At 68.5% G+C, this 19,988-nt stretch carries 14 protein-coding genes; 6 read left to right on the top strand and 8 right to left on the bottom strand.

Annotation, left to right across the window (positions count from 1 at the left end):
* Positions 1–1,384: ATP-binding protein (locus ACLJK8_RS18710; protein ID WP_413151862.1), on the top strand; the 1,384-nt coding region annotated here is incomplete at its 5' end.
* Positions 1,385–1,746: 362 nt separating this feature from the next.
* Here the strand turns inward: ACLJK8_RS18710 and yghX are convergent.
* The 5 genes from yghX to katG form a co-directional block, all read right to left on the bottom strand.
* Positions 1,747–2,640 (bottom strand): YghX family hydrolase, encoded by an 894-nt coding sequence (yghX, locus tag ACLJK8_RS18705; protein ID WP_413151861.1) that lies wholly within the window; start codon positions 2,638–2,640, stop codon positions 1,747–1,749.
* Between the two features lie 28 nt (positions 2,641–2,668).
* Positions 2,669–5,743, bottom strand: coding sequence for an efflux RND transporter permease subunit (locus ACLJK8_RS18700; RefSeq protein ID WP_413151860.1), 3,075 nt, complete (start codon positions 5,741–5,743; stop codon positions 2,669–2,671).
* Positions 5,740–6,255 carry an efflux RND transporter periplasmic adaptor subunit gene (locus tag ACLJK8_RS18695; RefSeq protein WP_413151859.1) on the bottom strand — a complete coding sequence of 172 codons (516 nt, stop codon included), beginning with the start codon at positions 6,253–6,255 and terminating at the stop codon, positions 5,740–5,742. Before ACLJK8_RS18695 ends, ACLJK8_RS18700 begins: the two co-directional genes overlap by 4 nt.
* Complete coding sequence (locus ACLJK8_RS18690) at positions 6,239–6,958, bottom strand: efflux RND transporter periplasmic adaptor subunit (RefSeq protein WP_413151858.1); 720 nt, start codon at positions 6,956–6,958, stop codon at positions 6,239–6,241. Before ACLJK8_RS18690 ends, ACLJK8_RS18695 begins: the two co-directional genes overlap by 17 nt.
* 250 nt (positions 6,959–7,208) lie before the next feature.
* Positions 7,209–9,386, bottom strand: a complete 2,178-nt coding sequence (katG, locus tag ACLJK8_RS18685) for a catalase/peroxidase HPI (protein ID WP_413151857.1) — start codon at positions 9,384–9,386, stop codon at positions 7,209–7,211.
* Between the two features lie 178 nt (positions 9,387–9,564).
* Here katG and ACLJK8_RS18680 point away from each other — a divergent pair, with 178 nt between their 5' ends.
* A complete protein-coding gene (locus ACLJK8_RS18680; protein WP_413151856.1) occupies positions 9,565–10,497 on the top strand; it encodes a LysR substrate-binding domain-containing protein in 933 nt (310 codons plus the stop codon).
* Positions 10,498–10,523: 26 nt separating this feature from the next.
* Here ACLJK8_RS18680 and ACLJK8_RS18675 read toward each other — a convergent pair whose 3' ends face one another.
* Complete coding sequence (locus tag ACLJK8_RS18675) at positions 10,524–11,621, bottom strand: glycosyltransferase family 4 protein (RefSeq protein ID WP_413151855.1); 1,098 nt, start codon at positions 11,619–11,621, stop codon at positions 10,524–10,526.
* A 574-nt stretch (positions 11,622–12,195) separates the two neighbouring features.
* Between ACLJK8_RS18675 and ACLJK8_RS18670 the strand changes: the two genes are divergently transcribed.
* The 4 genes from ACLJK8_RS18670 to ACLJK8_RS18655 all read left to right on the top strand — a co-directional run bounded on the left by ACLJK8_RS18670 (position 12,196) and on the right by ACLJK8_RS18655 (position 16,660).
* A complete protein-coding gene (locus ACLJK8_RS18670; protein WP_413151854.1) occupies positions 12,196–13,656 on the top strand; it encodes a hypothetical protein in 1,461 nt (486 codons plus the stop codon).
* 46 nt (positions 13,657–13,702) lie between these two features.
* Positions 13,703–14,695, top strand: a complete 993-nt coding sequence (locus ACLJK8_RS18665; protein WP_413151853.1) for a glycosyltransferase family 2 protein — start codon at positions 13,703–13,705, stop codon at positions 14,693–14,695.
* Between the two features lie 51 nt (positions 14,696–14,746).
* Complete coding sequence (locus ACLJK8_RS18660) at positions 14,747–15,541, top strand: sulfotransferase family protein (RefSeq protein WP_413151852.1); 795 nt, start codon at positions 14,747–14,749, stop codon at positions 15,539–15,541.
* 93 nt (positions 15,542–15,634) lie between these two features.
* Positions 15,635–16,660 (top strand): polysaccharide pyruvyl transferase family protein, encoded by a 1,026-nt coding sequence (locus ACLJK8_RS18655; protein WP_413151851.1) that lies wholly within the window; start codon positions 15,635–15,637, stop codon positions 16,658–16,660.
* A gap of 32 nt (positions 16,661–16,692) precedes the next feature.
* Here the strand turns inward: ACLJK8_RS18655 and ACLJK8_RS18650 are convergent, their stop codons facing one another.
* Positions 16,693–18,159: an oligosaccharide flippase family protein gene (locus ACLJK8_RS18650; RefSeq protein WP_413151850.1), complete on the bottom strand. Its 1,467-nt coding sequence runs from the start codon at positions 18,157–18,159 to the stop codon at positions 16,693–16,695.
* 319 nt (positions 18,160–18,478) lie between these two features.
* Entirely contained in the window at positions 18,479–19,225 is a 747-nt protein-coding gene (locus tag ACLJK8_RS18645; RefSeq protein WP_413151849.1) for a sugar transferase, read from the bottom strand.
* Positions 19,226–19,988 lie beyond the last annotated feature (763 nt).

The following is a 19,988-nucleotide window of genomic DNA, read 5'->3' as shown; positions in this document are numbered from 1 at the left end:
GTCCCTCCTGCGTTCAATGCAGAAGGGAAATAGGTGGCCGGATTTTACTCCGCCCGCGGCCGGACTATCCCGCCGCTACCGTGGCCGGTTTTTGCACCGCCGCTCTCACTTCGGCCCGGACAATTCTGCGCGCAGCCTGCTCGCGAAGGCTGCGGAATGCGCGCTGCTGCTCGGCGAATCGCAGCGGATGGGCCAGGCGCTCGAAGAGCGGCGGATCGCGACGGAGGCCGCGAACCGGGCCAAGAGCACCTTCCTCGCCACGATGAGCCACGAGATCCGGACGCCGATGAACGGCGTTCTCGGGCTCGCGAGTCTCCTGGTGCGGACCGAACTCACGGCCGAGCAGCGCGAGCTGGTCGATGCCATCCTCGGCTCGGGCCGGGCGCTCATGGATATCCTCAACGACGTGCTCGACCTCTCGAAGATCGAATCGGGATCGATGCCGATCGATACCGCCGCCTTCCATCTGCCCGAACTGCTGTCGAAGCTCGAAGCGATGTTCGGTGCGATGGCCTCCGGCAAAGGCGTGACGCTTCGCTTCCGCGACGAGAGCGTCTTCGACCGGTTGCGGGGCGATGTCTCGCGGATCAGGCAGATCCTGCTCAACCTCGTGGGCAATGCGATCAAGTTCACCGAGGCGGGCCGTGTCGTTGTCACCGCCGCGTTCCGCGCGGGCGAGGGCGGGCGGGGCACGCTTGTCCTGACGGTCGCCGATACCGGGATCGGCATGGCGCCCGCCGCGCTCGACCGGATCTTCCAGCCGTTCGTTCAGGCCGACAGTTCGACCACCCGGCGCTTCGGCGGGACCGGTCTCGGGCTCGCCATCACGCGCCGGCTGGTCGATCTCATGGGAGGCGAGATCTCCGTCGAAAGCCGGCTCGGGATCGGGACCACCTTCCGGGTTGAGCTGCCGCTGGAGGTGGCCGAAGCCGCCGCCGCCCCGACCGTGTCAGAGGTCGCTCCGCTGCCGGATCTGTCCGCCGAGCGCTGCCGGGTCCTGCTCGCCGAGGACAACCAGACCAATTCCTTCCTGATGACCCGCTTTCTCGCGCGCATCGGCGTCGCCGTGGACTGGGTCGAGAACGGCCGCGAGACCATCCTGGCCTGGGAGAAGGGCGGGTATGACATCATTCTCATGGATGTCGAGATGCCGGTGCTCGACGGGATCGAGGCGACGCGCGAGATCCGCCGGCGGGAGATGGGGCGTCCGGGCGGGCGGACCGGGATCATCGGGCTTTCGGCCGGGACCTCCGCCGAGACCATGAAGGCGGCGCTCGACCGCGGGATGGACTCGTTCCTGACCAAGCCCATCGCCATCGAGCGTCTGGCGGAGGAGATCCAGCACATCCTCGCGCGCACGAGAGCGGCGGCGCGCGAAGCCTGAGGCCAGCGAGACACGAGGCCGCAGAAACCCGAGATCGCCGGAGCGCGGCAATTCGCCAACCGTCCGGGCCTCGTCCCTCTCCCGGTGTTCGCGCGGGGTTTCGTGTCATGCCATGCCTTGAGGCCGATCCGGAACCTTTTCCGGTTCCGGCCATCTCGCAGCGGCCGGTTCCAGGCATTGTGGACAGAGCTCCGCCATGCCGCGATATCTCGCACCCGCGTTCATCACGCTCGCCGCGCTGCTGCCGGGTATCGCCGGGGCGGTCACCGCGCCGACGAGCCGATCTGGCTGACCCCGGCGCCGGCCAACACCGAAGGCGGCAAGGCCCGGCTCTTCGTGGCTCGCCACCCGCCCGCCTCGCCTCAGATCAGGTACCGGTTGAACCAGTCGATCGTTCGCGACCAGGCGAGTTCCGCCGCCTTGGCGTCGTAGCGCGGCGTCGAATCGTTGTGGAAGCCGTGATTCGCGCCCGCGTAGATGTGCGCTTCGTAAGTCTTGCCGGCGGCGTCGAGCGCCTCCTTGTAGGCGGGCCAGCCGGCATTCACCCGCTCGTCGAGCTCGCCGTAATGGAGCAGGATCGGAGCCTGGATCTTCTCGACATCGGCGGCTTCGGGCTGGCGGCCATAGAAGGGCACGGCTGCGCCAAGCTCGGGATAGGCGACGGCGGCGGCGTTCGACACGCCTCCACCATAGCAGAAGCCGGTGATCCCGACCTTGCCCGAGACCTCCTCATGCGCCATCAGGAAGTCGATCGCGGCGAAGAAGTCGTTCATCAGCTTCTCGCCATCGACCTGCTGCTGCAGCGCGCGGCCTTCCTCGTCATTGCCGGGATAGCCGCCCATCGGCGTCAGCCCGTCCGGCGCCATCGCGATGAACCCCGCCTTGGCGAGCCTGCGCGCGACATCCTGCACATAAGGGTTGAGGCCGCGGTTCTCGTGCACAACGACCACGCCGGGCGCGCTCTCACGTCCCGTGGGACGCACGAAATAGGCGCGCATCTCGCCATGGCCGTTCGGCGAGGGATAGGTGATCCATTCGGCCAGTATGTCGGGATCGTTGAAGCTGACCTGCTCGGCCAGCGCGTAGTCCGGGCTCATCATGCCCAGGATCGCCGCGGCGGTCAGCCCGCCCACGGCGTACTTTCCCGCCCGGTCCAGGAATTCGCGCTTGGTGATCATGCCATGCGCGTAGAAATCGTAGAGCTCCAGCAGTTCCGGACTGAAGTCCCGCGCGGTCATCCGGGGCTGTTCGTTCATCGGTTCCTCCTCCTTGTTTTCCCTGTTGTCATTCCGCGGGCAGGGTCGCGGACTCCTCCTCTGGCTCACGCCCCCGCGTGATGCCTTCGATCAGCACGTAGATCACCGGCGTCACGAAGAGGGTGAGCACGAAGGCGAAGCTGAGGCCGCCGGTAATGACGAGGCCGATCGCCGCGCGGCTCTCGGCGCCCGCTCCGGTCGCGAGCGCGAGCGGCATGGCGCCGAGCACGGTCGCGACGGTCGTCATCATGACGGGGCGCAGCCGCGTGACCGCGCCTTCGAGCGCGGCTTCGCGAAGCTCCTTGCCCTGGGCGCGAAGCTGGTTCGAGAATTCGACCATCAGGATGCCGTTCTTCGCCATCAGCCCGATCAGCAGCACGAGCCCGACCTGGCTGAAGATATTGACCGTCTGCCCGGTGAGCCAGAGCGTCAGCGCCGCGCCGCCGAGGCCGAGCGGCACCGTCAGCAGGATCACGAGCGGGGTGCGGAAGCTCTCGAACTGGGCGGCGAGCACGAGGAAGACGATGGCGAGCGCCATGCCGAAGAGCAGGGTCATGCCCCCGGAACTGCGCTCGAAATCAGCCGCCTGCCCCTCCCAGGCGAGCGAGGCGCCCGGCGGCAGCTGGGCGACGGCGGCCTCGACACGAGCCATCACGCGGGCGAGATCGGCGGTCTCCGCGAGATCGGCGCTCATCTCCACCGAATGGACGCGGTTGTAGCGCTCGACGCTCGGGACGGTGGCCGAGGTGTCGAAGCTCGCGAAGGCCGAGAGCGGGATCAGATCGCCGCTCTCGTTGCGGAGCATGATGGAGGAGAGATCCCCCGGGCTGTTCCGGTCTTCCGGCGCGGATTGCAGGATCACCGGATACTGCCGCCCCTCCCGCGTGAACTCGCCGACGGTACGCGAGGCGATGAGCGTACGCAGGGTCGTGCTCACCGCCTCCGCGTCGATGCCGAGATCCTGCGCGCGCAGCCGGTCGACCGAGACCGTCAGCCCGGGCTGGTTCGCGACATAGCCGACCTCCACGCCGCTCAGTTCGGGATCTTCCTCCAGCGTCGCGGCCAGATCATCCGCCCAGGCCGCCGCCTGTTCGATATCCGGCCCGCCCAGCATGAAGCGGATGGCGCCGCGCCCCGAACCGATGCCGAGCCCGCTGGCCGGGCGCATCCAGGTCTGGACCTCGGTGACATCGGCGAGCTGGCCGCGCAGCTGCTCCATCACGTCTTGGACGCTCTTGTCGCGTTCCTCCCAGGGCACGAGGCCGATGAACAAGACCGCGCGCCGCAATTCGCCCCACATGCCGACGACGGTGGTCACATTCGCGATCACGCCTTCCTCGCGCAATGGCTCGACCAGCGCCTCGATCCGCCGCGTGGCGGCGTCGGTCACTTCGAGATTGGAACCCTGCGGCGCGGCGATATAGAGGCGAAGCTGGCCGCGATCCTCCTCGGGCGTCACTTCGCGCGGCAGCGCCTGATAGAAGGCGAGGCTGGCCGCGACGGCGAACGCGGTGATCGCGAGCAGGATCTCGGGCGCCCGCAAGGCCATCGAGAGGCCCGCGCGATAGCCGCGCTCGATCCGGCCGAGCATCGCATTCACCCCCCGGGTCAGCCGCCCCGGCCTGTCCTCGCGCGGCAGCAGCTTCGCGGCGAGCGCGGGCGAGAGCGTCAGGGCGACGAAGCCGGAGACGGAGACCGCGACCGCGAGCACGATGCCGAATTCGCCGAAGATCTGGCCGATCTCGCCGCGCATGAAGCTGACCGGCAGGAAGACGGCGACGAGCACCGCCGTCGCCGACACCACCGCGAAATTCACCTGATTGGCTCCGCGCCGCGCCGCCTCGACCCGGGAGGCGCCGGCCGCCCGGTGGCGCTGGATGTTCTCGAGCACGACGATCGCATCGTCGACCACGAGGCCGATCGCGAGGATCATCGCGAAGAGCGTCAGGATATTGACCGAGAACCCGAGCAGCATCATCGAGAGCGTCGCGCCGAGGATCGAGATCGGGATCGTGACCACGGGGATCAGCGAGAGCCGCGCCGAGCCGAGGAAGAGGAAGATCACCGCCGTCACCAAAAAGACCGCCTCGACGAAGACCTTGGTCACCTCGTTCAGGGTGGTGCGGATGAAGGTCGCCTCGTCCGTCGTGACCTCGAGCGTCATGCCGGCGGGCAGCGTCGGGCGGATCGCCTCGATCTCGCGCCGCGCCGCCTCGGAGATCTCGACCGTGTTCGCCTGCGCCTGCGCCTGGATGCCGAGCCCGAGCCCGGTGGTGCCGTTCGAGCGGAAGTAGGTCTCCGACTGCTCGGCCCCCTCCTCGACCCGCGCCACGTCGCCGAGGCGGAGCGGCCGCGGGTCCTCGTCGCGGATCACCAGCCGCGCGAATTCCTCCGCCGAGGAGAAGCGCGTCCGCGCGAGGAGCTGCAACTGCCGCGCCGCCGTCTCGATCTCGCCGGCCGGCAGTTCGATGTTGTTGGCTTCTAGCGCGTCGGTGATGTCGCTCGTGGTCACGGCATGAGCGGCCATCAGCCCGGCGTCGAGCCAGATCCGCATCGCGGGCGCCCGCTCGCCGAAGATGCCCGCGTTGGCGACGCCGGGCAGCTGCGTCAGCCGGTCGACGATATGGCGGTCGGCGTAGTCGGAAAGCTCCAGCGGGTCCATCGTGGTCGAGGACAGCCTGAGCCGCAGCACCGGATCGCCCTCGTCGTCGTTCTTCTCGACCTGGGGCACCTCGGCATCGTCGGGCAGGTCGTCCACCACCCGGTCCACCGCCGCGCGCACGTCATTGGCGGCATTGTCGATGTCGCGCGAGGGATCGAAGACCAGCACCGTCCGCGATCGGCCGCGCTCGCTCTCGGTCGACATGCTGCGAAGCCCGGAGATGCCGGCGAGCGCCCCCTCGATTACGGCCGCGATCTGGTTGTCCACCACATCCGGCGCCGCGCCGGTGTAATTGACCCGGACGGTCACCTCGGCCGTGTCCACACTCGGCAGTTCGCGCACCGGCAGCCGCGTGATCGCCACGGCGCCGATCAGGACGATCAGCAGGTTCAGGACGGTGGCGAGCACCGGGCGGCGGATCGAGAGCTCCGGGAGGGTCATTCGCCCGGCCCCGCGGCGGAGGCCCGGCGGGCCGTGGTGGCTTCGACCTCGGTCCCGTCACGGACGGAATGCAGATTGCTGACGATCACCGCCGCGCCTTCGGGCAGGTCGCTCGTCACGCCGATCATCTCGCCACGCTGCGCCCCGGTCACGACATCGACGCGGCGCGCGATCCCGTCGCGCGCGACATAGATGAACGCCTGATCCCCGGAGACGGTCAGGGCGCGTTCGGGCACGGCGGCGGTCTCCTGCTCGGCGAGAACCAGGGAGACGCGCATGAACATGCCCCCCGCGAGCCGTCCGTCGCCGTTCGGCACCTCGGCGCGCAAGGCGATCGACCGCGTGGTCTGATCGACGCGGGTATCGATCGCGCTGATCCGGCCGAGGAAGGGCTCGCCCGGATAGGCCGGCGAGGCCAGCCGGGCCGCCTGGCCGGGAGCGAGCCGGGCGAGATGCTGTTCGGGAACGCTGAAGGCCACTTCGACGACGGAGAGATCATCGAGCGTCGTCACCGGCGTCGTATTGTCGACCCATTGGCCAAGCGCCAGATCGCTCAACCCGAGNCCGGGCGAGATGCTGTTCGGGAACGCTGAAGGCCACTTCGACGACGGAGAGATCATCGAGCGTCGTCACCGGCGTCGTATTGTCGACCCATTGGCCAAGCGCCAGATCGCTCAACCCGAGTACCCCGCCGAAGGGCGCGCGGATCACGCGGTCCTCGAGCGTGTTGGCCGCCATGTCGCGCTCCGCCTCCGCGCGCTGAAGCGCCGCGCGCGCCGCTTCCAGCGCGACCTCGGCCGCGGTGCCGGTCTCGGCGAGCCGCCGCTGCCGCTCGAAGCCGGCGCGCATCTCGGCGAGTGTCGCCTCGGCGGCGGCGAGGCCCGCCCGCGCCGCCGCGTCGTCGAGACGCAGCAGGACATCGCCCGCGGCCACCCGGTCCCTCGCGGCGAAACCGATCTCGGCCACGCGGCCGGCGGCGGCGGGATGCAGGGCGACCGATTGGCGGGCGCGTGTGGTCCCAACCGCCTCGACGGTCTCCGCGAAGGTCAGGATGCGTGCCGGTTCGGTCTCGACGATGAGCGCTCCGCGGGCGTCACCGGGTGCTACCTCCGCGTCGGGCGCCGTCGCCGCGAGCATGTCGCTGGCGAGGAAGTAACCGCCGAGGCTCGCTCCTCCCAGCAGCAGGATCGCAAGGATGAACCGCGCCATCCGCATCACTCAGATTCTCCCGGGCCGATGATTTGGGCCCACGATCCGGGCCGGTGATTTGAGCAGCCCCTCGGCCGTGACACAAGCTTGCCCGCGGTATTGCGCCGCAGCAACTCAATTCCATGTGTCAGCTCGATACGTCCCGAGTGGCCTCGCCGGCCAGCCGGAGGCGCGATCGCGAGAAGCGCGCCCGGGATCGTCGCGCGGCCCCGGGCGGGAAGTCGCCGCCCCCGGACCGGGGGACGGCGGGGGTGGATCACGCCTTGAGATCGAAACGACCGGCGTTCATCACCTTGGCCCAGGCCGCGACGAAGTCCCGCACGAACTTCTCCGCGTTGTCGTCCTGGGCGTAGACCTCGGCGTAGGAGCGCAGGATCGAGTTCGAGCCGAACACCAGATCGACGCGCGACGCGGTCCATTTCGCCTGCCCCGAGGCGCGGTCGCGGATCTCGTAGAGACCGTCTCCGACCGGCACCCAGCTGTTCGCCATATCGGTCAGGTTGACGAAGAAATCGCTCGTGAGCGCGCCTTCGCGGTCGGTGAACACACCATGCTTCGTGCCGCCGTGGTTGGTTCCGAGTGCGCGCATGCCGCCGACGAGGACGGTCATCTCCGGGGCGGTGAGGCCCAGAAGCTGCGTCCGGTCGAGGAGGAGTTCCTCGGGGCTGACCACATATTCCTGCTTCTGGAAGTTGCGGTAGCCGTCGGCGAGCGGCTCGAGCACGTCGAAGGATTCCGCGTCGGTCGTCTCGTCCGTCGCATCGCCCCGGCCCGGAGCGAAGGGCACCTCGACATCGAAGCCCGCGGCCTTCGCCGCCTGCTCGATCGCGACATTGCCCGCGAGCACGATCACATCGGCGATCGACGCGCCGCTCTCCGCCGCGATCGGCTCCAGCACCGAGAGGACCCTTGCCAGCCGCTCGGGTTCGTTCGCCTCCCAGTCCTTCTGCGGGGCGAGGCGGATGCGCGCGCCATTGGCGCCGCCGCGCATGTCGGAGCCGCGATAGGTGCGGGCGCTGTCCCAGGCGGTCGAGACCATGTCAGCCATCGAAAGCCCGGAATCGGCGATCTTCGCCTTGACCGCGGCCACGTCGTAATCGGTCGAACCTGCCGGAACCGGGTCCTGCCAGATCAGATCCTCGGCCGGCACGTCCGGGCCGAGATAGCGGACCTTCGGCCCCATGTCGCGGTGGGTGAGCTTGAACCAGGCCCGCGCGAAGGTGTCGGCGAAATACTGAGGGTCCGCGCGGAACTTCTGGCAGATCTCGTTATAGATCGGGTCGACCTTCATCGCCATGTCGGCGTCGGTCATGATCGGCACGCGGCGGATCGAGGGGTCCTCCACATCGACCGGCATGTCCTCTTCCCTGATATCGACCGGCTCCCACTGATTGGCACCGGCGGGGCTCTTTTTCAGCTCCCACTCATAGCCGAAGAGCATGTCGAACCAGCCCATGTCCCACTGGGTCGGGTTGGAGGTCCAGGCGCCCTCGATGCCGCTCACGACCGTATCACGGCCAACACCCCGGCCCTTGGTGTTCACCCAGCCGACACCCTGAAACTCGGGACCGGCGGCTTCGGGAACGGGGCTGAGGTTCGCCGGATCGCCGTTGCCATGGCATTTGCCGACGGTATGGCCGCCGGCGGTCAGCGCCGCGGTTTCCTCGTCGTTCATCGCCATGCGCGCGAAGGTCTCGCGCACCTGCGCCGCGGTCCGCATCGGATCGGACTGGCCGTTAACCCCCTCGGGGTTCACGTAGATGAGGCCCATCTGCACGGCCGCGAGCGGGTTTTCCATCGTCTCGGGCTTCGAGACATCGCCATAGCGGTTGTCGGACGGCGCGAGCCATTCCTTCTCGGCGCCCCAGTAGGTGTCCTTCTCCGGATGCCAGATATCCTCGCGCCCGAAGCCGAAGCCGAAGGTCTTGAGCCCCGCGACCTCGTAGGCGACGGTGCCGGAGAGGATGATGAGATCGGCCCAGGAGATCTTGTTGCCGTATTTCTTCTTGATCGGCCAGAGCAGGCGCCGGCCCTTGTCGGTGTTGGCGTTGTCCGGCCAGGAATTGATCGGCGCGAAGCGCTGGTTGCCGGTCCCGCCGCCGCCCCGGCCATCCGCGAGACGGTAGGAGCCGGCCGCGTGCCAGGCGACGCGGACGAACATGCCGACATAGCTGCCCCAGTCCGCCGGCCACCAGTCCTGGCTCTCGGTCATGAGCGCGCGCAGATCGGCCTTCAGCGCCTCGACATCGAGCGTCTTCACTTCCTCGCGATAGTTGAAATCCGCCCCCAGCGGATTCGACTTGGTGTCATGCTGGTGCAGGATGTCCAGGTTGAGCGCATTCGGCCACCATTTCATCACGCTGGCGCCCATGGCGGTGTTCCCGCCGTGCATGACTGGGCATTTCGCGCCGGTTTCGATGTCGTTTCCGTCCATGACGGCTCTCCTCTGCTGGTTCATTGGCCAAGGAGCCAAGCGGGCCGCGGCATCCGACCCCGGGGGGCGGAGTCTTCGCCTTGCCCGAGGTTATTCCGCGTCGAGAACGAAGGTTGCTTAGCGCATCGCTTTCATAAAAGGAATTTGGAAATTCTAATCGGCGTGATAATCCGAAGCTATGAACGGCATCACGATGAAGCACCTGCGCTATTTCGAGGCGCTGTCGCGGCACGGACATTTCGGGCGCGCCGCCGAGGCCTGCGGCATCTCGCAGCCCGCGCTCTCGGTGCAGATGAAGGAGCTGGAATCGCTGCTCGGCGCGCCGCTCATCGAGCGGGGGACGCGCCGGGTCCGGCTGAGCGGGCTCGGCGAGGCGCTGGCCGAGCGCGCGCGAGAGATCCTGCGCTCGGTCGATGAACTGGGCGATCTCGTCCGCACGTCGCCCGGCGCGCTCACCGGGCGGCTCAGGATCGGCGTCATCCCGACCATCGCGCCCTACTTCCTTCCCGGCCTGATCAAGCTTCTCGGCGCGCGCAATCCCGAGCTCGACATCCGCCCGCGCGAGACCATCACCCGGAGGCTGATCAGCGATCTCGGCGAGGGCCGCCTCGACTTCGGCGTCGTCGCCCTTCCGGTGTCCGAGGCGGCGCTGCACGAGGAGGCGCTCTTCGACGAGGAATTCATGCTGGTCCGCCCCGCCAGCGACGCCGGCAAGCCGGTGCCGAGTTCCGACGGGCTGCGCGAGATGCGGCTCCTGCTGCTGGAGGAGGGCCACTGCTTCCGCGATCAGGCGCTGGCGTTCTGCAATCCCTCGACGATGGCGGCGCGGGACCTGATGGAGGGCAGTTCGCTCTCGACGCTGGTGCAGATGGTCGGCGCCGGGATCGGCGTCACGCTCATTCCCGAAATGGCCGTTCCGACCGAGACCCGCTCGGCGGATGTCTCGGTCGTGCATCTCACGGCGCCGAGGCCGCGTCGCACCGTCGGGATGATCTGGCGCAGGAGCAGTCCGCTCGCCCCGCGACTCTCCGAGATCGCCCAGATGCTGCGCGGAGCCGACCCGCGGAGAAGCCGCGGCGGGCTTCGAAGCGGCGCGATCGACGGCCGCTGAACCTCGGCCCCGGGCCGGCACCCGGTTCAGCGGCGGGCGATCATCTCCGCCCGCGCTTCCTCGATCACGCGTCGCAGCCGCGCGGCCGCGGCATCCCAGGTGAGCGTCGCCGCGCGGGCGCGACCGAGCCCCGCGAGTTCGCCGCGGTATCCCGCGTCATCCCTGATCCGCAGGATCGCCGCGATCCACGCTTCGCGATCCTGCGCGAGCGGCATGACCGCCGCGCCCTCGTAGAACTCGGGCAGCGCCCCGGCGGCGGCGGCGATCACGGGCGCGCCGCAGGCCATCGCCTCGCCCGGCGGCAGGCCGAAACCCTCCGTCAGCGACGGGAAGGCGAAGACCAGCGCCGCCTCGTAGAGCGCGCGGAGCCGGCGGTCGTCGATCCGGCCGGTCAGCCGCAGACCGGGCGGCCGCGGCCCACCTTCGGGCAGGTTCGACCCTACCAGAACCAGACGGAGATCCGCGAGCCGCGGATCGCCGAAGGCTTCGAGCAGCAGCCGGTTGTTCTTGTGCGCCTGCGCCGAGGCGAAGCTCAGCACGAAGGGCCGTCCGCCGAGATCGAGCTCATCGAGCACGCTGGCGTCGGCCGCCTCGCGCAGGATGTGGTCGACGCCGTTCGGAACCACCGCCGCCGGGCGCGCGCCCTCGATCCCGAACCGCGCCAGCTCGCCCGCCGAGAAACCGCTGACCGTCAGGAGTCGGACCGCGCGGCGCGCGGCACGCGGTTGCATGAACCGGTACCAGCTCCGGAAGGCGCGCGAGTAGGAACCGGGGCTCTCATGCACCTGCGCGTCATGGATCATCAGGATCGACGCCTGATGCGCGAGCGGCGCGGTATTGGCGAGATTGATGAGCAGGTCGCCGCGGGAATGCCACCCGAGGGGGCCCTGCTCCCAGAGAAGCCCGCCACCGCCGCCGATCACCCTCGGCTCGATGACCGCGAGCGGCGGCGGTGTCGCGCCGCGGGGATGCGGAAGCCGCCAGACCACGCCGGGGGACGGGTCCTCCGCCAGTCGCCGGTCAAGCGCGACGATCAGTTCGCGCGCGACGCGCTGCACTCCGGTCTGTGGCGCGGCGAGAAACCGGCCGTTCAGATGGATCTCCGGCGATCGGATCATGGGCATTCGTACTCGAGATACTGAATTATATAGGTGACGCGCGATGCCCAAAGGGCGCGGCGATGGCGGATCTCCGACGGGTTTCGGAGCCAGGCCCGGGCCAGTCCGATACGCAGGTTAGCGCCCGGGATGACTGGAATGCAAGCCACCCTTCGCATGTGCGAACCGGGCGCGGCCACTCGCGCGTCCGCGATATTCGCGGGAACCGACGCGCCCGGATGCGCGCCGACCAGGGCGAACGCGCGGCACGCTCGCGCGATGGGAGACTTTCCGCCCGCGCGAGAAGATGCCCTTGCGATAATCGTTTTGCGCGTGCACAATGACCATGCCGGCTCGGACCCGCCGGCGGTGTACGAGTTCCGAGGTTCAGTCATGAGGGTCGGCTTCCGAAAGCCCCGCGTCATTCGCCGCGCGCCCGATCGTCCGCGCGCGGCCCGGCCGGTTCCGAACGGTCCCGGACCGCGAGACGGAATTCGCGCGCGCTCCAGGTGGGCATAGCTCCTGGACGAAGACCCGAGTTCCCGACTCCCCCGCGCCAACCTTACCGGCCCGATCGCCGCTTCAGGGAAAGCATGACCGGATGAGCGTTCTTCCCATCCTGATCTACTGGCTGCTCGCGATATGGGGGCTGTTCTCCCCGCGTCCGGTGCTGCTCTATCTCATGGTCCTGTCGCTGCCCTTCGGATCGTTCTCCGTGGTGCCGACCGAGGTCGCCGCCGGGTTGACCCTGCTGCCCGCGACCATGACCGGGATGCTGATCTGCCTGCGGCAGTTCCTGCTCCACAGGAGCGGCCTCCCCTTCCTCGCCGGGTCGGTGCTCAGCGCGCGCCGCGGGCAGCTTCTCTTCCTCTTCTGGCTGGTCGCGGTCCTCGTCACCCTGTTCGCGCCGCGCATCTTCGCCGGGCAGATCACCATCGTGCCGATGCGGGGCGCGGATATCGGGGTTCTCCATCCGAGCCCGCAGAACATCTCGCAGCTCGCCTATCTCACGATCTCGGTCTTTCTCACCTTCGCCCTCAGCCATGCGCTGCGACGGCCCGCAGCGCTCGGAAGCCTCGCCCGCGCCTGGGTCTGGGGGGCGGGCGTGACGGTCCTGACCGGCTTTCTCGATCTGATCTCGCAGTACCTGCCGATCGCCCCGCTGCTGGCGCCGTTCCGCACCGCGACCTATGCGCTGCTCACCGACGACGTGCTGGACGGCGCGAAGCGCATCGTCGGGCTGACGCCGGAAGCCTCGGCCTACGGCTCGCTCTGCCTCGGCTTCCTCACTTTCCTCTGGTTCATGCGCCACGCGATCCCGGAGGGCCCCTGGCGTCGCGCCGCGCTGGCGCTCTGCCCGATGCTGCTTCTCGTCGCCATCCTCTCGACCTCCTCCGCCGCCTATCTCGGCATCGCGGTGCTGGCGGGCCTGGCCGGGGTGGACTGGCTCTGGCGGGCGGGACATCTCGGAAGGCTCGGACATGCGCGGAGCGGCGTCGGGCCGGAGCTTCTCGCCGTGGTCGCCGCGATCGCCGCCCTCGCCGGCGTGCTGATCGCCGCGCCGCGGCTCCTCGATCCGGTCATGGCCCGGATCGACTTGCTGATCTTCGACAAGGTCGACAGTTCCTCCTTCGAGGAGCGCAACTTCTGGACCCGAATCTCACTCGAAGCCGGGCTTGCGAGCCATCTCCTCGGGGTCGGCGTCGGATCGACGCGCGCGTCGAACGCGGCCGTGTCGGTCTTCGCCAGCACCGGCCTTCTCGGCGCGCTGCTCTATTACGGCTTCGTTCTCCAGAGCATCCTGCGTCCGATCGGCGCCGGGGTCTCCTCCTTTGCCCGCGGCATGGCGCAGGCCGCGCGCTGGTCGATCGGCCCCACCTTCGTCATGGGTCTGCTGATCGGGACCTCGCCAGACTTCGGCGTGACCGGCGCGATCCGCTGGGCGATCATCCTCGCGGTCTGCGCCGCCTCCTGTGCGACCGCCCCGCCCGATCCCGGACGCGACCGCCGCCCCGCCTTTCCGGTCCCGCCGCGCGCCGGCCGCCACCTCCAGCACCGGTAACGAGCGTCCGATTTCCATGCCGGATCTTCTAAAGCCAGACCCTCCCATGCCAGACCTTCCCCGCGTCTCCGTCCTGATGCCCGTCTACAACGGCGCGCGCTTCCTCGAGAGCGCGGTCCGTTCGGTGCTCGACCAGACCTTCGCCGACTTCGAACTCGTCGCCGTCGATGACGGCAGCACCGACGAAACGCCGCGACTCCTCGCCGAACTCGCCGCCGGAGACGGGCGGATCAGGGTCTTCCGTCAGGAGAACACCGGCATCGTCGGCGCGCTGAACAACGGCCTCGCCCGGTGCCGCGGCGAGTACATCGCCCGCATGGACGGCGACGACCTCTGCCTGCCGGAGCGTTTCGCCGAACAGGTGGCCCATCTCGACCGGCACCCCGGCTGCGTATTGGTCGGCGGGCTCGCGCAGTCGATCGACGAGTCCGGCGCGCCGCGCGGGATCGTCTCCGGCGGACCGCACCGGCGGACCCGGCTCGACATCTTCCCGCCCAGGATCGCGGTCTCGATTCATCCGCTGGTGATGATCCGCCGCGCCGCGCTGGAAGCGATCGGCGGTTACCGCGCCGATTTCCCGCATGCCGAGGACTACGACCTCTACATCCGGCTCTCGACTCAGGGGAGGATCGACAATCCGGACCGGGTGATGTTGAAATACCGGATCCATGGCGGGTCGGTCTCGACGAGGAACCTCGAAGCGCAGGAGCTCGCGGCCGCGCGTTCGGAGCTTTCCGCGATGCTGAACCGCGAGATCAACGGCGATCTCCTCGAAGGCGGGAACGTCAGCCTGTCGCGCGATCTGGTCCGGGTCGTCAGCCAGAGAGCCTTCGCAACCTATGTCCGCTACCGGATCTGGCGCCGCGTCCATGCCGCCGACCGCGCGCGCGGCCGTTCGCTGAGACGGGAGATCGTCGGCGCCACCCTCTCCCCTCGCCCGGCTGATTTGCTCGACGCGGCCTACAACCGCCTGCGGCTCCGGATGGCAGCCGGTGTCGCGCGATCGATCTACCGGGATCTGAGAGGGAGCCGGCCATAGCCGCCGCCCCACGCACCCGCGCCAGTTTTGCCAGAACGATCGAGAGGACTGATGAGAGTATTGCGCGAGTTCGCCAAGGACGCGGTCGGGACCGCGATCTTCCACGCCAACCCCCGCTGCCGCTACGAGGACACGGTCTTCATCCTCGCCCACATGCGATGCGGGTCCACCGCGCTGTCGAACATCTTCTGCAGCCGCGATGATTTCAGCGGGTATGGCGAGTCCCACACCGATTACTCGATGCGCTCGCGGCTCGGCCGGCTGCAGTTCAAGCACCTCGCCCGGCGCGCCTGGAAGCCGGGGGCGACCTCGCTGTTCGACAAGATCCTTCACTCGCCGCACGACCACGATGCGCCACCGGAATTCTTCAGGGCGAAGGCGGTTTTCCTGGCGCGCGAACCCCGCGCGACGATCCGATCGATCCGGAGCCTCTTCGCGGGCGGAACGGACCGCCTCTATCGGACGCACGAGGAAGCCGCTGTCTACTATATCGAGCGGGTGACGGCGCTGACCGGCCTCTGGCAGCGATTCGACGCGGGGCGGCGGGTCGGCCTGACGCATGACCAGCTCGTCGCCGACCCGGAAGCACAGCTCGCGCGCATCTCGGACGCCCTCGGCATCCGGCCGCGGCTCGCCAACGCATATCGAAACCGCGCCGCCACCCATCGACACGGCGACGGCGATCCGATCAACAGCGTCAGGTTCAACCGCATCGAGAGGCGCGTCCCGGCGAAGCGCGCGGCACCGCCGCTGGATATACCCGATCGGGTCCTGGCCGACGCGGACGCGGCCTACGAGCGTTATGTCGCCACCATGCGCGGCGATCCCGAATCACGGGAACGTTGACCGCGGAGGCTTCGTTTACTCGCGAAGCGGCCCGCTTCCATTTCGGAGCGCGGCCCGGGCGCCCGGATTCTGGCAAAGGGAGGTCTCGTCGCGATGAACGCATTCGTGGAACGGCTCCGAATGGCCATCGACACGACGATACCCTTCGCGATCGACGGAGCGCTGCGGAAGGTCATCATCGCGGACGCGGCCGATCATCAGAATGTCGGAGATCTCGCGATCTTCCTGGGTCAGCTCGAATTCTTCGCCCGGCTCTATCCGGGCGCACGGATCAGCGTCGCCAGCGCGCGCACCTACAACGACACGCTCGATCCCGAGATCGAGAGCGCGGATGTCATCTTCCTGCACGGCGGCGGGAACTTCGGCGACATCTGGCGCGAGCATCATGACTTCAGGCTGCATCTGCTCACGCGCTTCGCGCACAAGCCGATCATCCAGTTCCCCCAGAGCATCCATTTCTCCGATCCGTCCTATCTCTCCCGGACGCAACGTGTCATCGAAGCGGCGCCGGAATTCACCCTCAACGTGCGTGACACCCGATCGCTCGATTTCGCACGCCGAAACTTCGCCTGCCCCGTCGCGCTCTGCCCCGACATGGCATTCAGCCTCGGGACGCTGGACGGCGGAGAAGCTGCGCTCGACTACGCCTGTCTGCTGCGCACCGACAAGGAAGTGCTCGAAGCGAAACGCGGCGCGGTCGAACGCATCCTGACGGAGTCCGGTGCCACCTGCGCCTCGGACGACTGGCTTCGCAACCAGCACGGCCTCGGCTGGGCGGTGGAGCGGGTGCACGGGGTCACCACGCGGCTCGTCAAGGCCGGCCTGTCCGCGAGCCTGCTGGCGCGCAACGCGGCGCCGATCTTCAGGCTCTATGCCGCTTCGAGACTGCGTTTCGGCCTCGCAATGCTCGGGCGCGGCAGGACGGTGGTGACCGATCGCCTGCACGGCTTCATCCTCGCGACCTTGATCGGCCGGCCGCGGATGGTCTTCGACTCCTACGACGGCAAGATCCATGCCTTCCACGGGACCTGGCTGGCGGAGGACCCCGATGCGCGGGTTCTCAACAGCGTCGCCGAGTTCCGTGACCTGATCGCGACCTTGCCCGGCCCGCCGCGCTGACCGGCGCTCCGGGCAGTCACCGGGGCACGAGTTCAGGCGCGGCCGAGGTGGCCGGCAAGCTTGTCCGCCACCATGCGCTCGGCGCCCTCGGGGCGACCCGCGACGGCCCAGAGCCCGAAGAGGCAGGCGAGATAGACGAGCCCGGCGCCGCAACCGGCGGCGGCCGTGGCGAATGCGAGCCGCGCGGTACCTTGCCCCGCGAGCCCCGGCGCGAGCAGCCACAGGGTCAGGGCCATGGCGCAGAGGGCCGCGCAGGTCCGCCACAGGCTCCGGATCTGCGCGTGGACCGGAACGCCGATCAGCCCCCCGACGAGCCGGAAGCCGATGAAAACCGACAGGGCCGCCGTCAGGCCCCGCGCCGCGATCGCGCCCGGAATGCCGAACCATATCGCACCCGCCACGGTCGCCGGGAGCCGGATGACGAATTCCGCCATGCCCCGCATGGCGATGGTTCGGGTCCGGTCCATCGCCATGGCCATCGCGTTCATGGGCGCGATGACCGTCTGTGCCATGGCGATCAGGGCGACCCAGAACAGGATCTGCGCCGCCGCGTCCCAGCTTTCGCCGAGGGCGAGCCTGACGAGCGGAGCGGAAAGGAGCGCCATGCCAAGAAGGACCGGCGCGGCCACCATGAAGATGGCGTTCATGACCTTGAGATAGGCGCCGGTTCGCGATGCCGGATCGGCGCGTAGCGAGAAGGCGGCGATCAGCGGGCGCAGCAGCGGAATGACCAGCGCCTGATTGGGGATGCCGGCGAGGTCGCTCGCCATCGCATAGCGCCCGAGGTTCGCCCGCGGAACGAGCCGCCCGAGAAGCAGCCGGTCGATCTGCCAGTTCAGCGCGCTGAAGACCTGCGCCACGCTGTTCCAGCCGACCATGTTCCGGAACCACCCCCATTCCGCGAGGCTGAGCCTCGGTCGGTAGGGCGCGAAGACATAGGACAGCACGTTCGCCGTGAGCGGCGTCGCGATCGTCGCCGCCGCGATGGCCCAGTGGCTGCGCGTCACGACGGCGACCGTGACCGCCACGAGAAGCGCGGCGAACTTGCCCCCGAGATCGAGCGCGAACTCCCGGCGAAAGTCCATCTCGCGCATGAAGACCACCATCCGGGGGCTGGCCATGCCGCGCAGGATCGGCGCGAGGGCCAGGGCGCAGATGAGCGGCGGAAGCCTCGGCGCTTCGTAGAACGCCCCGAGCGGCCAGGCGAGGCCGCCGAGAATGACCGCCAGCGCGAGACCCCGGAGGAGGCCGAGCGTGAAGGCCGTGTCGAACATCGGCCGGGTCAGCTTCGGAATGCGCACCAGCGCCTGGACGAGCGGCAGTTCCAGGAGCGCCTCGGTGATGACCACGACGCTCATCGCCATCGCGACCAGGCCGAAGTCGTCCGGGGTCAGCAGCCGCGACAGGACGAGCAGCGTCACCAGATCCAGGCACCGCGCCAGCGCCTTGCCGGAAACCACCCAGAGCCCCGCGGTAACGGTCCTTTTGGCTACGCTCACAATCTCTACTCGTTACTCGATCAGAAGGGGATGCGATCACGGCCCGCGGTGACTATCACGACGCGTCGCGACGTGCCATGCGTTCGCATCGCGTGCGCACCGGTTGGGGGCGGGCGCGGCGCCAGCCGAGGCTGCGCGCCAGGCCAAACCGAGCGGCGACCTCCGCCCAGCCGGGATAGCGGTCAACGGCGGCCGTGCCCGAGCGCGGCGTGCCCGTGACCAGGATCACCCGTCTCGCGAGGCGGAACCGTCCATTGTCCCGTCACGATCTGAGGACGCCATCGCGAAGCAACTCCCGAACCGGCGCGTGGCCCGGCAATTACCTGCCGGTGAGACGCAGCATCGAAAGCCCGGTCAGCAGCACGATCCGGATGTCCCGCCCGAAGGTGACCTTGCGCGCATAGAGCACGTCCATCGCGACGCGGTTCGAATAGGAGACCTCGTTGCGCCCCATGACTTGCCAGAGGCCGGTGAGACCCGGGCGCATCGACAGATAGGCCGACCGGGCCGGCCCGTAGCGGAACAGCTCGTCCTCGGTGATCGGGCGGGGGCCGACGAGGCTCATCTCGCCGCGCAGCACACAGATGAGCTGCGGCAGTTCGTCGAGGCTCGACCTGCGCAGGAAGGCACCGATCCGCGTCACCCGCGGATCGTTGCTGAGCTTGCGGTCCGCCTGCCATTCCGCCGCCGCCACCGGATCGGCCGCGAGGATCTCGGCCAGCATCTTCGGCGCGCCGATCCGCATCGACCGGAACTTGAGGCAGCCGAAGGTCCGGCCATGCCGGCGCACACGGGGATGGGCGAAGAGCGGTTGGCCGCCGCCGATCGAGACGAGAGCCGCGAGAACCAGCATGAGCGGCGCGAAGGCGAGGAGCAGCATCGAGGCGCCGACGACATCGAACACGCGCTTGCCGCGGGTGCGATAGAAGCCGTGGTTATAGGAGACCCAGCGGTCCGCGCCCGAGGACCGCTCGTTGAACAGCTCATGTCCGCGCGGGAACCCGTCAGCGGCGACGGGCGCCGTGCCGGTTCGATACTCGGAAGAACGGTCGGCCTGGACGCTCATACGCACATGTCCTTGTACTCGTTACCGAATTGCCTCCTGAAAGCAGTCTTCTTCTTGGGCAGCCGCGCGCTCGCGATAGTCGGCATCCGATTTATGGTTAATCAGCCGTAGGCGCCACCGGTTGTCAACTCGCAAAAGTTGCATATGCGCGGTTATTTGCTGCGTTGCAAAGATACCGCACGCGGACCGGGCGTGTGTTCGGCAGAGGCGCACAAGAATGCGGCAGGGCGTCGTCCGCAGTGAAATTCGGAACCCAAATCGTTGCCAGGCCTTGGAACTTCACAGTTTTGTCTAGTGAAAAGCCCGAACCCCGATTCGAATCGCTTCCCGGTCGGAGGACATGTCGGAGGCGGCGGCCGAGCCAAGGTACGCAACGTATGGGCGACTCACTTGTGCGGCGCGAGAGGACGCGTCAACCGCCAAAACGCACTGCGCGGATTTCCCCGCCCCGCGTGCGATCGTGCCGGCGGTCGCGCAACGAGTGGCCCGTCCGCCTATCATCGGCTATGGATGCTGCGCCGCGGTACCACCGCCGGCAGGCGGCGAGCAACAACAGCAGGAACGATCATGGAACTCGCCGTCACGACGCATTTCTCCCAGGGCTGGCCACTCTCGATCACCGCTCCGGCGCTCTCGATCGGCGCGCGGTCTGTCAACGGCGGAGCAAAACCAGGCCGTTGGGCGGCGCAAAAGTAGGCCACTTGGCGCCGCAAGCGGGGAACGGCGGGAGGGCGTAGCCCGACTAGAGTTTCCCGCTTGCGGC

It is taken from the genome of Amaricoccus sp. W119, assembly GCF_047275745.1.
In the GTDB taxonomy this organism is placed as follows: Bacteria; Pseudomonadota; Alphaproteobacteria; order Rhodobacterales; family Rhodobacteraceae; genus Amaricoccus.
The sequence above is the reverse complement of the archived record's forward strand: the minus strand, read 5'-3'. Positions and strand labels throughout refer to the sequence as shown.